The sequence below is a fragment of the Pseudomonas vlassakiae genome, assembly GCF_014269035.2.
In the GTDB taxonomy this organism is placed as follows: domain Bacteria; phylum Pseudomonadota; class Gammaproteobacteria; order Pseudomonadales; family Pseudomonadaceae; genus Aquipseudomonas; species Aquipseudomonas vlassakiae.
Genome location: NZ_JABWRP020000004.1, coordinates 308,722 through 322,270 on the forward strand (window position 1 = coordinate 308,722; position 13,549 = coordinate 322,270).

Sequence of the window (13,549 nt, forward strand, 5' to 3'; positions counted from 1 at the left end):
GCAGGGGGATCACCCCTGCCGTGGGAATAATCAGGCGGGTTTCGCCGTGGGCTTGCGATTATAAGCCCACCAGATCAGGCCGAGGCCAGCCAGGATCATCGGCACGCAGAGAATCTGACCCATGGTCAGCCAACCCCAGGCGATGTAACCGAGCTGGGCGTCCGGCACCCGGACGAACTCGACGATGAAGCGGAAGATGCCGTAGAACAGCGCGAACATCCCGGATACCGCCATGGTCGGCCGCGGCTTGCGCGAGAACAGCCAGAGGATGAGGAACAGTGCCACGCCTTCCAGGGCGAACTGGTACAGCTGCGACGGGTGGCGCGGCAGCTGGGCCGGGTCGCTGAACGGTGGGAAGATCATCGCCCATGGCACGTCGGTAGGCTTGCCCCACAGCTCGGCGTTGATGAAGTTGCCGATGCGCCCGGCGCCCAGGCCGATCGGCACCAGCGGCGCGACGAAGTCCATCAGCTCGAAGAACGACTTGTTGTTGCGCTTGCCGAACCACAGCGCGGCCAGCATCACGCCGATGAAGCCACCGTGGAACGACATGCCACCTTTCCAGACCTCGAAGATCAGCGTCGGGTTGGCCAGGTAGGCGTGCAGGTCGTAGAACAGCACGTAGCCCAGGCGCCCACCGACGATCACCCCCATCGACAACCAGAACACCAGGTCGGACAGTTTCTCGCGGGTCCAGGTCGGGTCGAAGCGGTTGAGCCGGCGCGAGGCGAGCAGCCAGGCACCGCCGATGCCGACCAGGTACATCAGGCCGTACCAGTGGATTTTCAGTGGCCCGAGGGCTACGGCCACGGGGTCTATCTGCGGGTAAGGCAGCATGGAACTTCCTCTCGATTCAAATCAGAAAGCTGAGGCCGACGCAGAACAGCAAGGCTGCGAACAGGCGTTTCAACAGGCGTGGCGACAGCTTGTGCGCCAGGCGTGCGCCGAAGCGTGCGAAAAACATGCTGGTCACGGCAATGCCGATCAGCGCCGGCAGGTAGACGAAACCCAGGCTGTGGGGCGGCAGGTGTTCCTCATGCCAGCCCAGCAGCATGAAGCTCAGGGCACTGGCCAGGGCAATCGGCAGGCCGCAGGCTGACGAGGTCGCCACGGCCTTTTGCATCGGCAGGCCGCGCCAGGTCAGGAACGGCACGGTCAGCGAGCCGCCGCCGATGCCGAAGATCGCCGAAGCCCAACCGATCACCCCGCCGGCGCCAATCAACGCCGGCTTGCCAGGGATGTCACGGCTGGCCTTGGGCTTGAGGTCCAAGGCCATCTGCGCGGCGATGATCAGGGCAAATACGCCAATGATCTTCTGCAAGTGCGGGCCCTGGATCAGCGAAGCGGTCTTGGCGCCGACCCCGGCGCCGATGAGGATACCGAGGGTCATCCAGGCGAAGATCGGCCATTGCACGGCGCCCTTGCGGTGGTGCTCGAGCACGGCATTGATCGAGGTGAAGACAATGGTTGCCAGCGAGGTGCCGACCGCCAGGTGAGTCAGCACTGAGGCGTCGAAACCTTGCAGGGTGAAGCTGAACACCAGCACCGGCACGATGATGATGCCGCCGCCCACGCCGAACAGCCCGGCCAGCACACCGGCACAGGCGCCCAATAGCAGATAGAGCACGAATTCCATTCGTCGTCCCCGAGAAAACAATCCGGCATGGTAACGGAAGCCGGGCTCGGGGCTCTAGTGAAGTCTGTGACAGGATGGATCGACACCCGTGCAGTGGGTACAGTGGGCAAAAACACAGAGGCCCAACCTATGTGCCTGATCGTATTCGCCTGGCGGCCCGGGCAGGCCCTGCCACTGATCGTCGCGGCCAACCGTGACGAGTTCTACGCCCGCCCGACCCTGGCCCTGGCTGCCTGGGACGATGCGCCCGGGGTATATGCCGGGCGCGACCTTGAAGCAGGCGGTACCTGGCTGGGCGTTGGCCCCCAGGGGCGCTTTGCGGCGCTGACCAATATCCGCGACCCTGGACAGGTGCTGGGGCCGCGTTCGCGCGGCGAGCTGGTGGCGGCATATCTTCAAGGTGAACTGGGGGTAGAGGCCTACCTCGACCAGGTAGCCAGCCGCAGCGGCCAATATTCCGGGTTCAACCTGCTGGTGGGTGATGGCCATCAATTGGGCTACCTGCATGCCCGCGACGTGGCGCCTCGCTTGCTGGAGGCCGGGGTGTATGGGCTGTCCAATGCCGGGCTGGATACGCCATGGCCGAAGCTGGTGAAAGCGCGCGCTGGGCTGGAGGCGCTGCTTGAGTCGGCAGATCCGCAGCGATTGCTGGCGTTGCTGGCCGATAACGAGCCGGCAGCCGACGCTGAGCTACCGGAGACTGGCGTGGGAATGGCGACAGAGAAGTTGCTTTCGAGTGTGTTTATTGCCAGCCAGAACTATGGCACACGGGCGAGTACCGTGCTGATTGTCGATGATCAGGGGAGAAGGCAGCTGGTAGAGCGCAGTTTCGGGCCGTTTGGTGGCCACCTGGGCGAAGTCGAGCTTTTGGTTTGAGGGCCATGGGGCCGTAAAGCGGCCCCAGGACCTCAGAGGGTCTTGTTCGCCCCTGGCCCGATCATGCGCGCCAGCCCGAGGTTCTTCAGGGCCAGTTGCAGGGAGCTGTGGATAACTTGCGGGTTGTCATGGCTCAAGGCTTCGACCAGCAACTCCTTGGCCTTGCTCATGTTCACCTGGCGCAGCATCCACTTCACCTTCGGCAGGTTGGTGGCGTTCATCGACAGGCTGTCGAAGCCCATGGCCATCAACAGGATCGCTGCCGCCGGGTCGCCGGCCATCTCGCCACAGATGCTCACCGGCTTGCCTTCGCCATGCGCATCACGCACCACGGTATTGAGCGCCTGCAGCACCGCCGGGTGCAGGTAGTCGTATAGGTCGGCGACCCGCGGGTTGTTGCGGTCCACCGCCAACAGGTACTGGGTGAGGTCGTTGGAACCGACCGAGAGGAAGTCCACCTGCCGCGCCAGCTCCTTGGTCTGGTACACCGCCGCAGGAATTTCCACCATCACGCCCACTGGCGGCATCGGCACGTCGGTGCCTTCGTCGCGTACCTCGCCCCAGGCACGGTGGATCAGATGCAGCGCCTCTTCCAGCTCGTGAATGCCGGAAATCATCGGCAACAGGATGCGCAGGTTGTTCAGACCCTCGCTGGCCTTGAGCATGGCGCGGGTCTGCACCAGGAAGATTTCCGGGTGATCGAGGGTGACGCGGATGCCGCGCCAGCCGAGGAACGGGTTTTCTTCCTTGATCGGGAAGTACGAAAGCGCCTTGTCGCCACCGATGTCGAGGGTGCGCATGGTCACCGGCAGCGGGTGGAAGGCCGCCAGCTGCTCGCGGTAGATCGCCAGCTGCTCCTTCTCGCTGGGAAAGCGCTGGTTGATCATGAACGGCACTTCGGTACGGTACAGGCCAACCCCTTCGGCACCGCGCTGCTGGGCGCGGGCCACATCGGCGAGCAGACCGGTATTGACCCACAATGGCATGCGATGGCCGTCGGGGGTGACGCACGGCAGTTCGCGCAGGGCGTCAAGGCCTTGAGCCAGCTGGCGTTCTTCCTCGACCACATCGCTGTACTGCTTGCGCAGCACGTCACTGGGGTTGGTGAACACCTCGCCCTTGTAGCCGTCGACGATCATCTCGATGCCGTCGACCTTGGAATATGGCAGGTCGACCAGGCCCATGACCGTCGGGATGCCCATGGCGCGGGCGAGGATGGCGACGTGGGAGTTGCCCGAACCCAGTACCGAGACCAGGCCCACCAGCTTGCCTTCCGGCACTTCGCCGAGCATCGCCGGGGTCAGTTCTTCACTGACCAGGATGGTGTTGTCGGCATATACCAGCGACTGCGAGCGCGCTTCCTGCAGGTAGGCCAGCAGGCGCCGGCCAAGGTCCTTCACATCCGAGGCGCGCTCGCGCAGGTAGTCGTCGTCCATCAGCTCGAAACGGTTGACGTGCTCGCCAACCACCTGGCGCAAGGCACCTTGAGCCCATTGGCCGGTCTTGATGACTTCGATCACTTCGCCACCGAGGGCGGCGTCTTCGAGCATCATCAGGTACACATCGAACAGTGCGCGCTCTTCCGGGCGCAGCTGGGTCGCCAGCTTGGCCGACAGCTTGCGCATGTCTTCACGCACGCCTTCGAGGGCGTTCTGGAACAGTTTCAGCTCGGCGTCGATGTCATCGACGGTCTTGTCCGGCACCACTTCCAGGTCGGCCGGTGGCAGCATGACCACGGCACGCCCCACAGCAGCCCCCGGCGAGCCCGGCACACCGACGAAGCGCGCTTCCTGAATGCCCTTGCCCTGGCGGCCCAGGCCACGAATGGAGCCCGTGGCTTCGGCGTGGGCGATAACCCCGGCGAGCTGCGCGCTCATGGTGACGAGGAAGGCTTCTTCGCCTTCGTCGAACTGGCGGCGTTCCTTCTGCTGGATGACCAGTACACCCACCACACGCCGGTGGTGGATGATCGGCGCACCGAGGAAAGAGGCGAATTTCTCTTCGCCGGTTTCGGCGAAGTAGCGATAACGCGGGTGATCGGCGGCGTTTTCCAGGTTCAGCGGCTCTTCCCGGGTACCCACCAGGCCGACCAGGCCCTCGTTGGGGGCCATGCTGACCTTGCCGATGGAGCGCTTGTTCAGGCCCTCGGTGGCCATCAGCACGAAGCGGTTGGTTTCCGGGTCGAGCAGGTACACCGAGCAGACCTGGCTGCCCATGGCCTCCTTGACGCGCAAGACAATGATCCCCAACGCCGTCTTGAGATCTTTGGCGGAGTTCACTTCCTGGACGATCTTGCGCAGCGTATTGAGCATGGCTCGGGGTCGAACTCCGTCGTCAGTCGCGCGTCAGCAGACGCGGTGCAAGCTCTTTCAGGGCGCGGCGGTAGACTTCACGTTTGAATGTCACCACCTGGCCCAGCGGGTACCAATAGCTGACCCAGCGCCAGCCGTCGAACTCCGGCTTGCCGGTCAGGTCCATCCGCACCCGTTGTTCATTGCTCACCAGGCGCAGCAGAAACCACTTTTGCTTCTGGCCGATGCACAGCGGTTGGCTGTGGGTGCGGACCAGCCGCTGGGGTAAACGATAACGCAACCAGCCGCGGGTGCAGGCAAGAATTTCCACATCGTCGCGTTCAAGGCCAACTTCTTCGTTCAGCTCGCGGTACAGGGCATCTTCTGGCGTCTCGTCAGGGTTGATACCACCCTGGGGGAATTGCCAGGCATCCTGGTTGATCCGTCGAGCCCATAGCACCTGCCCGGCATCATTCGTGAGAATGATCCCAACATTGGGGCGAAAACCATCGGGGTCGATCACGGCAGCAACCTCGCAAACGCATGTCACCGCATTGTTCCACAAAGCCTGCGAGCGCAGCAACGCGCCCGCCACGCTTATGTGCAGTGCGGTGAAAACTCCTCGTATCGCAATGGCGCGCGAAGCCCTGCCCAGGCTTCAGACCGGCTTGGCGCCCATCAACCCGGCGATGGACAGCAAGCACACCCCACTGAACACCGCCAGGGCCAGGGTGAAGCGCAACCCCACCACTTCAGCCTTGCGCAGCCGGTTCAGCCGCACCAGCAGCCACCATCCGGCAAACGCGCCCAAGGTATAGAGGACGCTGGAGGCCAGCACCCAGGTCTGCCCCAGCGGCCACCCCACCAGATGCACCAGCCACCAGCCGGTGAACGGCATGCTCAACAGGCACAGCCCCATCACCCCCCAGACGAACACCAGCGGGCGGCGCAGCAGCTTGGCGTAGGCCTGGGCATCGCCGTGGCGACGGGCACGTATGGTCCAGGCCGTCAGCCCGAGGGCGCCCAGCAGCAACAGCACGGTGGCGATGATGTGCAGGGCCTTGAGGGTGGTCAGGTGTTCCATGTCTTCACGTCCTTGAGCGATAAGCCAAGCTTAGCCGCTCAACCCAGGAACAGCTTGTAGGCCGGGTTGTCTGTCTCGTCCCAGTACGGGTAACCGATCTTGGCCAGCGCCGCCGGTACCAGGTGGCGTTCGTCCTCCGGCACCTGCAAGCCGGCCACCACGCGCCCGTCAGCCGCACCGTGGTTGCGGTAGTGGAACATCGAGATGTTCCAGCGCCCACCCAGTTTGGTGAGGAAGTTGAACAACGCCCCCGGCCGCTCGGGGAACTCGAAGCGCAGCACGATCTCGTCGCTGGCGCCGGCCGAATGCCCACCGACCATATGGCGGATGTGCAGCTTGGCCAGTTCGTTGTCGGTCAGGTCGGTCACCGGGAAGCCTTGTTCGATCAGCTGCTGCACCAGCGCCGCCCGCGGGTCGTTTTCCGGGTGGGTCTGCACGCCAACGAAGATGTGCGCTTCATCGGAGGTGTGCTTGCGGTAGTTGAATTCGGTGATCTGGCGCTTGCCGATGGCCTCGCAGAAGGCCTTGAAGCTGCCCGGGCGCTCGGGGATGGTCACGGCGATGATGGCTTCACGTTTTTCGCCCAGTTCGGCGCGTTCGGCCACATGGCGCAGGCGGTCGAAGTTGACGTTGGCGCCCGAGTCGATGGCAACCAGGGTCTGCCCCGTCACACCCTTGAGCTCGACATACTTCTTGATGCCCGCCACGCCCAGGGCGCCGGCAGGTTCGGTGATCGAGCGGGTATCATCGTAGATATCCTTGATCGCTGCACAGATTTCATCGGTGCTGACAGTCACTACCTCATCCACATGGTGGCGGCAGATGTCGAAGGTGTGCTGGCCAATCTGCGCCACCGCCACGCCGTCGGCGAACAGCCCGACCTGTGGCAGCACCACGCGCTCGCCAGCCGCCATCGCTGCCTGCAGGCAGTTGGAGTCGTCCGGCTCGACGCCGATCACCTTGATTTCCGGGCGCAGATACTTCACATAGGCCGCAATACCGGCAATCAGGCCCCCGCCGCCCACCGGGACGAAGATCGCGTCCAGCTGCCCAGGGTGCTGACGGAGGATTTCCATCGCCACGGTGCCTTGGCCGGCAATGGTGTGCGGGTCGTCATAAGGGTGGATATAGACGAAGCCTTTCTCGTCGACCAGCTTCAGCGAGTAGGCCAGCGCTTCCGGGAACGAGTCGCCATGCAGCACTACCTTGCCGCCGCGCGAGCGTACGCCTTCGACCTTGATTTCCGGGGTGGTCTTGGGCATCACGATGGTGGCCTTGATGCCCAGCTCGCGGGCCGCCAGGGCCACGCCCTGGGCGTGGTTGCCAGCCGAAGCAGTCACCACGCCGCGGGCCAGCTCTTCCTGGGTCAGCTGCGCCAGCTTGTTGTACGCCCCGCGGATCTTGAACGAGAACACCGGCTGCAGGTCTTCGCGCTTGAGCAGAATCTGGTTGCCCAGACGCTTGCTCAGCTGCCCGGCGCTGTGCAACGGGGTTTCGACAGCGACGTCGTAGACGCGCGAGGTGAGGATCTTCTTGACGTACTGTTCGAGCATCGGGAAAGCATCACTGGCCGCGGGACAAGGGCTGCGAGTCTACCCCAGCGCTACGTCGGGCGACCACAGCAAAGCCGCCCGAGCCGTTATACTAGGCTCCTTTGACTACCGCCCTGCCCCTTTCCGGAGCCCGCATGACCCAGGACCAACTCAAACAGGCCGTCGCCCAGGCCGCTGTCGACTTCATTCTGCCAAAGCTGGATGAAAAGAGCGTCGTCGGCGTCGGCACAGGTTCGACTGCCAATTTCTTCATCGACGCCCTGGCTCAGCACAAGGCCGCCTTCGATGGCGCGGTCGCCAGCTCCGAAGCCACCGCCCAGCGTCTGAAGGGCCATGGCATCCCGGTCTATGAGCTGAACAGCGTCAGCGAGCTGGAGTTCTATGTCGATGGCGCCGACGAAAGCGACGCGCACCTGAACCTGATCAAGGGCGGCGGCGCGGCCCTGACCCGCGAGAAGATCGTCGCGGCCGTGGCCAAGACCTTCATCTGCATCGCCGACGGCAGCAAGCTGGTGCCGGTGCTGGGCGCCTTCCCGCTGCCGGTCGAGGTGATTCCGATGGCCCGCAGCCACGTGGCGCGTCAGCTGGTCAAGCTGGGCGGCGATCCGGTGTACCGGGAAGGCGTGGTGACCGACAACGGCAACGTGATCCTCGATGTGCACAACCTGCAGATCAGCAACCCGGTGGAGCTGGAAGCACAGATCAACGCCATTGTCGGCGTGGTGACCAACGGCCTGTTCGCGGCGCGCCCGGCGGACCTGCTGCTGCTGGGTACCGCCGAAGGCGTGAAGACCCTCAAGGCCGAGTAACGGCGTGCGCGAGCGAGCCGAGAAACCCGGTCAGTCGTTCTTCTTGAAGCGATAGAACAGGTTCGGCTCGCTGACCATGTACAGGTTGCCCTGATCGTCCATGGCAACGCCTTCGGCACGCGGGATGGTGTGCTGCAGGCCGTTGAAGCCACCCAGCAAGGTCATGAAGCTGACCTGCTGACCTTGCTCATCAAGCTCCAGCAGCATGTTGGAGTCGGCCGACAACACCAGCAGATGCCCCGTGCGTGGGTCGACGCCCAGGGCCGACAGGTTACGCACGTCGAGTTCGTCGTTGGCCAAGACCTGTTTGTCACCCTTGAGCGGGCTGCGCCCGTCGCTGCTCCAGGTGTACAGCTTCGGCGGCCGCTCCTCACCGATCACCAGGCGCTGGCGCATCGGGTCCCAGGCCACGCCTTCGTAGCCCTTGTTGCGCTTCACCGACTCGCCCAAGTCGTAACTCTGGAAATCCGCGTGGTTCAGCGAAGCGGTCTGGGCGTCCACCTTGACCACGGTGAGGTCGTGCAGGCGTTCATCGGTGATCGCCAAATGGCCGTCTTCCATCACGGCGACGCCTTCCGGGTTGTTCCAGCCCACCAGCGGGATCTTGCGCAGCACGTCGCCGTCGAGACTGAGCTCGACCAGGAACGCGTTCTTGCCCATCACCGCGAACAACGTGCGAGTGTGCGGGCTGTAGGCGATGTCCGAAGCTTCGTCATCGTCCATGCCCGGTAACACTTTGGCGTCGATGTCGACCTGATAGTCCGGCAGCCACACGCTTTCGCTACGCTCGGCGCTGGTTTCGAAGCCTTCCTTGACCCACAGCAGGCCGCGGTCATCCCAGTGCATGGCAACCGCCGCGCCGTAACCGATCACAGCCGCAACGGCCAGGCCGAAGGGCCAGCGCAGGTAGAAGCGGCGCTTGGGGGATGCGGGGGCGCTAGAGTGTGCTGGCATGCGGAAGTCCTGGGGGTACGGGCAAATATCTGCGCATTATCCGCATCGGGTGTGAAAAAACGGTAAACAGGGCCGGCCTCTTCGCGGGTAAACCCGCTCCTACAGGGATCGCGCCGCATCTGATGCCTGCGCTGTAGCTGTGGGAGCGGGTTCACCCGCGAAGCAGGCGACAGGGTTTCAGGTCAGAGCACCCGGCTCTCGAAGCGGCAGACGCCCGGCAGTTCCAGCACCAGCTCGTCACCGACATTGAACGGCCCGACACCGGCCGGTGTGCCGGTCAGGATCACATCCCCCGCCTGCAGCGAGAAATGCGCCGCCATGTACTGGATGATCGGCACGATCGGGTTGAGCATCATCGCGCTGTTGCCGTCCTGGCGGACTTCACCGTTGATGGTCAGGCGCACCGGAATATCGGTCACGTCTTCAAAGGACGCTGCGGAAACGAACGGTGGCAGCACGCAAGCACCGTCAAAGCTCTTGCACAGCTCCCACGGCAGGCCCTTTTCCTTGAGCTTGGCCTGCACGTCGCGCAGGGTCAGGTCCAGCGCCGGGGCGTAGCCGGAGATGGCGTCCAGCACTTCTTCCTCGGACGCACTGGACGACAGCGGCTTGCCCAGCAACACGGCAATCTCGGCCTCGTAGTGCACCGAGCCACGGTCGGTCGGGATCTTGAACCCGCCTTCCAGTGGCACCACGCAGCTGCCCGGCTTGATGAACAGCAGCGGCTCGGCAGGGATGGGGTTGTCCAGTTCCTTGGCGTGTTCAGCATAGTTGCGACCGATGCACACGACCTTGCCCAGCGGGAAATGAATGCGCGTGCCGTCTACGTACTGGTGCTGGTAACTCATGGCCGACTCCTTTGATTACTGCTCTTGTTCAGGAGCGAAGATCTTACCCGGATTCATGATGCCGTTAGGGTCGAAGATGGCCTTTATTGCCTTCATGCAGGCAATTTCTTCGGGCGAGCGGCTGTAGCCCAGGTAGTCGCGCTTGGTCATGCCCACGCCGTGCTCGGCAGAGATCGAGCCGTTGTAGCGCTGGACGATCTCGAACACCCACTTGTTGACCTTGGTGCACGAGGCGAAGAAGTCATCCTTGCTCATGTGCTCGGGCTTGAGGATGTTCAGGTGCAGGTTGCCGTCGCCGATGTGGCCGTACCAGACCACCTCATAGTCCGGATAATGCTCGCTGACGATGGCATCGATATCGCGCAGGAACGCCGGCACCTTGGAAACGGTGACGGAGATGTCGTTCTTGTAGGGCGTCCAGTGGGAGATGGTCTCGGACAGGTACTCGCGCAGTTTCCACAGGTTCTTCAGCTGGGTTTCGCTCTGGCTCATCACCCCATCCAGCACCCAGCCCTGCTCGACACAATGCTCGAAGGTGGTCAGCGCTTGGTTGGCAACCTCCTCGGTGCTGGCTTCGAACTCCAGCAAGGCGTAGAACGGGCAGTCGGTGTCGAACGGGGCAGGCACATCGCCACGGGCCATGATCTTGGCCAGGCCCTTGTCGGAAAAGAACTCGAAGGCGGTCAGGTCGAGCTTGCCCTGGAAGGCATGCAGCACCGGCATGATCGAGTCGAAATCCGGCGTGCCCAGCACCATCGCCGTGAGGTTGCGCGGGGCACGGTCCAGGCGCATGGTCGCTTCCACCACGAAGCCCAGGGTACCTTCGGCGCCGATGAACAGCTGACGCAGATCGTAGCCGGTGGCGTTCTTGATCAGGTCTTTGTTCAGTTCCAGCAGTTCGCCCTTGCCGGTGACCACTTTCAGGCCAGCCACCCAGTTGCGGGTCATGCCGTAACGGATGACCTTGATGCCGCCGGCATTGGTGCCGATATTGCCGCCAATCTGGCTGGAGCCGCTGGAGGCGAAGTCCACCGGGTAATAAAGGCCCTGTTCTTCGGCAAAGGCCTGCAACTGCCGGGTGATTACCCCGGGCTGGCACACCACGGTGCGGTCGAAGGCATTGAAACCGACAATCTGGTTCATGTAGTCGAAAGCGACCACAACTTCGCCATTGGCCGCCACAGCCCCGGCGGAAAGCCCGGTACGCCCGCCGGACGGCACCAGTGCAACGTGGTGCTGGTTGGCCCAGCGGACGATGGCCTGCACCTGTTCTACCGTCTTGGGGAACACGATGGCCGTGGGCGCGGGAGGGTAGTGCTTGGTCCAGTCCTTGCCGTAGGCGTCCAGGGAAACGGGGTCGGTCAGGACCTTGCCAGGGTCGACAAGGGTCATCAGTTCATCAATTACAGCGGGGTGGGTCATCGCTGGAACTCTCGACTTATTCATAGTCACCCTGAGCACACTTCACCTGTCGGGATAAGCTCAGATTGTGTCGCGTATGCTAGCATAGCCCTCCCGCTGTTCATGCTAAGGCTGCCGTAGCGCCTGGCATCAGTCCTCGCCATTTTTTCTCCGGGATACAGGTTTACGCAGATGAGCAAGACTTCTCTCGACAAGAGCAAGATCCGGTTCCTTCTTCTTGAAGGTGTGCACCAGAACGCAGTCGATACCCTCAAGGCTGCCGGCTACACCAACATCGAATACCTCACCGGTTCATTGCCGGATGCCGAGCTGAAGGAAAAGATCGCCGATGCCCACTTCATCGGCATCCGCTCGCGCACTCAACTGACCGAAGAAATCTTCGACTGCGCCAAGAAACTGGTCGCCGTCGGCTGCTTCTGCATCGGCACCAACCAGGTCGACCTGGCAGCGGCCCGCGAGCGCGGTATCGCCGTGTTCAACGCACCGTACTCCAACACCCGTTCGGTGGCCGAGCTGGTGCTGGCCGAGGCCATCCTGCTGCTGCGCGGCATCCCGGAGAAGAACGCTTCCTGCCACCGTGGCGGCTGGATCAAGAGCGCGGCCAACTCGTTCGAGATCCGCGGCAAGAAGCTGGGCATCGTCGGCTACGGCTCGATCGGCACCCAACTGTCGGTCCTGGCAGAAAACCTGGGCATGCAAGTGTACTTCTACGACCCGCTGACCAAGCTGCCGCTGGGCAACGCTGTACAGGTCACCAGCCTCAACGAGCTGCTGGGCCTGGCCGACATCGTTTCGCTGCACGTGCCTGAACTGCCATCCACCCAGTGGATGATCGGCGAGAAAGAAATCCGTGCGATGAAGAAGGGCTCGATCCTGATCAACGCCGCCCGTGGCACCGTGGTCGAACTGGACCACCTGGCTGCCGCAATCAAGGACAAGCACCTGATCGGCGCTGCCATCGACGTGTTCCCGGTCGAGCCGCGCTCCAACGACGAAGAGTTCGAAAGCCCGCTGCGTGGCCTGGACAACGTGATCCTGACCCCGCACATCGGTGGATCCACCGCCGAAGCCCAGGCCAACATCGGCCTGGAAGTCGCCGAGAAGCTGGTGAAGTACAGCGACAACGGTACTTCCGTTTCCTCGGTCAACTTCCCGGAAGTTGCCCTGCCAGCACACCCTGGCAAGCACCGCCTGCTGCACATCCACGAAAACATCCCGGGCGTGCTCAGCGAGATCAACAAGGTCTTCGCCGAGAACGGTATCAACATCTCCGGTCAGTTCCTGCAGACCAACGAGAAAGTGGGTTACGTGGTGATCGACGTTGACGCCGAGTACTCCGACCTGGCGCAAGAAAAACTGCAACAGGTCAAGGGCACCATCCGTTCGCGCGTCCTGTTCTAAGGTCGCTGGCGGCAAAAAAAGGGAGGCCCTGGCGGCCTCCCTTTTTTATTTCACTTCAACAGTGATCTTCTTCGATTCGACACTTGGCTTGAATGGCACGTGATATTGGTCACCCAATACCAGTTGCAGGGTGTGCTTGCCCGGCGTCAAGGTGATGGTCGTTTCGGTTTGCGCCTTGCCGAAGTGCAGCACTTGCGGGCCGGCCGGCAACGCGGTACCGGCTGCCGGCATCAGGCTGGTCGGCAGCGGCATGTCGGCGACAGGTTCCTTGTCCACATCCACCAGCAGGTGATGGTGGCCGGTATGCGGGGTCTGGTCTCCCGCAGGCTTGAGTTGCATGCCCTCGATGCCGAACTTGACGGTGAATGTCGCAGCGACCTGCTCGCCATCTTTGGGGGAAAGGATGGAAACCTTGGCACCCGCCGGCGGCTCCTGGCTCTTCAGGGCATCAGCGGCGCTGGCGAACACCGAGACGCCCATCAGCAAACCCGCTAAGGCAGCACGCGAAAATAGGCTGTTCATTCACTTCTCCTTGATTCATTTATTGACCGCTGCCCGTTAAACGAATGGCGGCGGTAGTTCACGATAGCCCACAAAGACAAATATTTCAGTTAGGGTTAAACCTCGCCAAGGCTTCAGGGTCATAGGCTGCGCTCGACTGCGACGGGGAAGAAA

At 62.8% G+C, this 13,549-nt stretch carries 13 protein-coding genes; 3 read left to right on the plus strand and 10 right to left on the minus strand.

Annotated features, from left to right (window positions below):
* Positions 1 to 30 precede the first annotated feature (30 nt).
* Together lgt and HU738_RS07605 are read right to left on the minus strand one after the other, a co-directional pair.
* Positions 31 to 837, minus strand: coding sequence for a prolipoprotein diacylglyceryl transferase (gene lgt / locus HU738_RS07600; RefSeq protein ID WP_054885505.1), 807 nt, complete (start codon positions 835 to 837; stop codon positions 31 to 33).
* Positions 838 to 853: 16 nt separating this feature from the next.
* Positions 854 to 1,636 carry a sulfite exporter TauE/SafE family protein gene (locus HU738_RS07605; protein WP_176507589.1) on the minus strand — a complete coding sequence of 261 codons (783 nt, stop codon included), beginning with the start codon at positions 1,634 to 1,636 and terminating at the stop codon, positions 854 to 856.
* 129 nt (positions 1,637 to 1,765) lie between these two features.
* Between HU738_RS07605 and HU738_RS07610 the strand changes: the two genes are divergently transcribed.
* Complete coding sequence (locus HU738_RS07610) at positions 1,766 to 2,512, plus strand: NRDE family protein (protein WP_186601875.1); 747 nt, start codon at positions 1,766 to 1,768, stop codon at positions 2,510 to 2,512.
* A 32-nt stretch (positions 2,513 to 2,544) separates the two neighbouring features.
* On the opposite strand, the gene ptsP is transcribed toward HU738_RS07610, so the two are convergent.
* The 4 genes from ptsP to ilvA form a co-directional block, all read right to left on the minus strand.
* A complete protein-coding gene (gene ptsP / locus HU738_RS07615) occupies positions 2,545 to 4,824 on the minus strand; it encodes a phosphoenolpyruvate--protein phosphotransferase (protein WP_176507587.1) in 2,280 nt (759 codons plus the stop codon).
* Positions 4,825 to 4,846: 22 nt separating this feature from the next.
* On the minus strand, positions 4,847 to 5,326 hold the full coding sequence (locus HU738_RS07620) for an RNA pyrophosphohydrolase (protein ID WP_003249017.1): 480 nt from the start codon (positions 5,324 to 5,326) through the stop codon (positions 4,847 to 4,849).
* 135 nt (positions 5,327 to 5,461) lie between these two features.
* Positions 5,462 to 5,887, minus strand: coding sequence for a DUF2269 family protein (locus HU738_RS07625; protein WP_186601877.1), 426 nt, complete (start codon positions 5,885 to 5,887; stop codon positions 5,462 to 5,464).
* A 38-nt stretch (positions 5,888 to 5,925) separates the two neighbouring features.
* Complete coding sequence (gene ilvA, locus HU738_RS07630) at positions 5,926 to 7,440, minus strand: threonine ammonia-lyase, biosynthetic (protein WP_186601879.1); 1,515 nt, start codon at positions 7,438 to 7,440, stop codon at positions 5,926 to 5,928.
* Positions 7,441 to 7,574: 134 nt separating this feature from the next.
* Between ilvA and rpiA the strand changes: the two genes are divergently transcribed.
* A complete protein-coding gene (rpiA, locus tag HU738_RS07635) occupies positions 7,575 to 8,249 on the plus strand; it encodes a ribose-5-phosphate isomerase RpiA (RefSeq protein ID WP_186601881.1) in 675 nt (224 codons plus the stop codon).
* Between the two features lie 30 nt (positions 8,250 to 8,279).
* On the opposite strand, the gene HU738_RS07640 is transcribed toward rpiA, so the two are convergent.
* From HU738_RS07640 to HU738_RS07650, 3 genes are all read right to left on the minus strand, one after another.
* Positions 8,280 to 9,203: an SdiA-regulated domain-containing protein gene (locus tag HU738_RS07640; protein ID WP_186601883.1), complete on the minus strand. Its 924-nt coding sequence runs from the start codon at positions 9,201 to 9,203 to the stop codon at positions 8,280 to 8,282.
* 182 nt (positions 9,204 to 9,385) lie between these two features.
* Positions 9,386 to 10,051 carry a fumarylacetoacetate hydrolase family protein gene (locus HU738_RS07645; protein WP_054885497.1) on the minus strand — a complete coding sequence of 222 codons (666 nt, stop codon included), beginning with the start codon at positions 10,049 to 10,051 and terminating at the stop codon, positions 9,386 to 9,388.
* A gap of 15 nt (positions 10,052 to 10,066) precedes the next feature.
* Complete coding sequence (locus HU738_RS07650) at positions 10,067 to 11,473, minus strand: D-2-hydroxyglutarate dehydrogenase (RefSeq protein ID WP_186601885.1); 1,407 nt, start codon at positions 11,471 to 11,473, stop codon at positions 10,067 to 10,069.
* A gap of 171 nt (positions 11,474 to 11,644) precedes the next feature.
* On the opposite strand from HU738_RS07650, the gene serA reads away from it, so the two are divergent.
* Entirely contained in the window at positions 11,645 to 12,874 is a 1,230-nt protein-coding gene (gene serA / locus HU738_RS07655) for a phosphoglycerate dehydrogenase (protein ID WP_054885495.1), read from the plus strand.
* Between the two features lie 45 nt (positions 12,875 to 12,919).
* On the opposite strand, the gene HU738_RS07660 is transcribed toward serA, so the two are convergent.
* Positions 12,920 to 13,396, minus strand: a complete 477-nt coding sequence (locus HU738_RS07660; RefSeq protein ID WP_186601887.1) for a DUF4399 domain-containing protein — start codon at positions 13,394 to 13,396, stop codon at positions 12,920 to 12,922.
* Between the last annotated feature and the right edge of the window lie 153 nt (positions 13,397 to 13,549).

Excerpts from the sequence above, each read along its gene's own strand:
- lgt (WP_054885505.1), bottom strand. The coding sequence starts at position 837 with ATGCTGCCTTACCCGCAGATAGACCCCGTGGCCGTAGCCCTCGGGCCA.
- HU738_RS07605 (WP_176507589.1), bottom strand. The coding sequence starts at position 1,636 with ATGGAATTCGTGCTCTATCTGCTATTGGGCGCCTGTGCCGGTGTGCTG.
- HU738_RS07610 (WP_186601875.1), top strand. The coding sequence starts at position 1,766 with ATGTGCCTGATCGTATTCGCCTGGCGGCCCGGGCAGGCCCTGCCACTG.
- ptsP (WP_176507587.1), bottom strand. The coding sequence starts at position 4,824 with ATGCTCAATACGCTGCGCAAGATCGTCCAGGAAGTGAACTCCGCCAAA.
- HU738_RS07625 (WP_186601877.1), bottom strand. The coding sequence starts at position 5,887 with ATGGAACACCTGACCACCCTCAAGGCCCTGCACATCATCGCCACCGTG.
- ilvA (WP_186601879.1), bottom strand. The coding sequence starts at position 7,440 with ATGCTCGAACAGTACGTCAAGAAGATCCTCACCTCGCGCGTCTACGAC.
- rpiA (WP_186601881.1), top strand. The coding sequence starts at position 7,575 with ATGACCCAGGACCAACTCAAACAGGCCGTCGCCCAGGCCGCTGTCGAC.
- HU738_RS07640 (WP_186601883.1), bottom strand. The coding sequence starts at position 9,203 with ATGCCAGCACACTCTAGCGCCCCCGCATCCCCCAAGCGCCGCTTCTAC.
- HU738_RS07645 (WP_054885497.1), bottom strand. The coding sequence starts at position 10,051 with ATGAGTTACCAGCACCAGTACGTAGACGGCACGCGCATTCATTTCCCG.
- HU738_RS07650 (WP_186601885.1), bottom strand. The coding sequence starts at position 11,473 with ATGACCCACCCCGCTGTAATTGATGAACTGATGACCCTTGTCGACCCT.
- serA (WP_054885495.1), top strand. The coding sequence starts at position 11,645 with ATGAGCAAGACTTCTCTCGACAAGAGCAAGATCCGGTTCCTTCTTCTT.
- HU738_RS07660 (WP_186601887.1), bottom strand. The coding sequence starts at position 13,396 with ATGAACAGCCTATTTTCGCGTGCTGCCTTAGCGGGTTTGCTGATGGGC.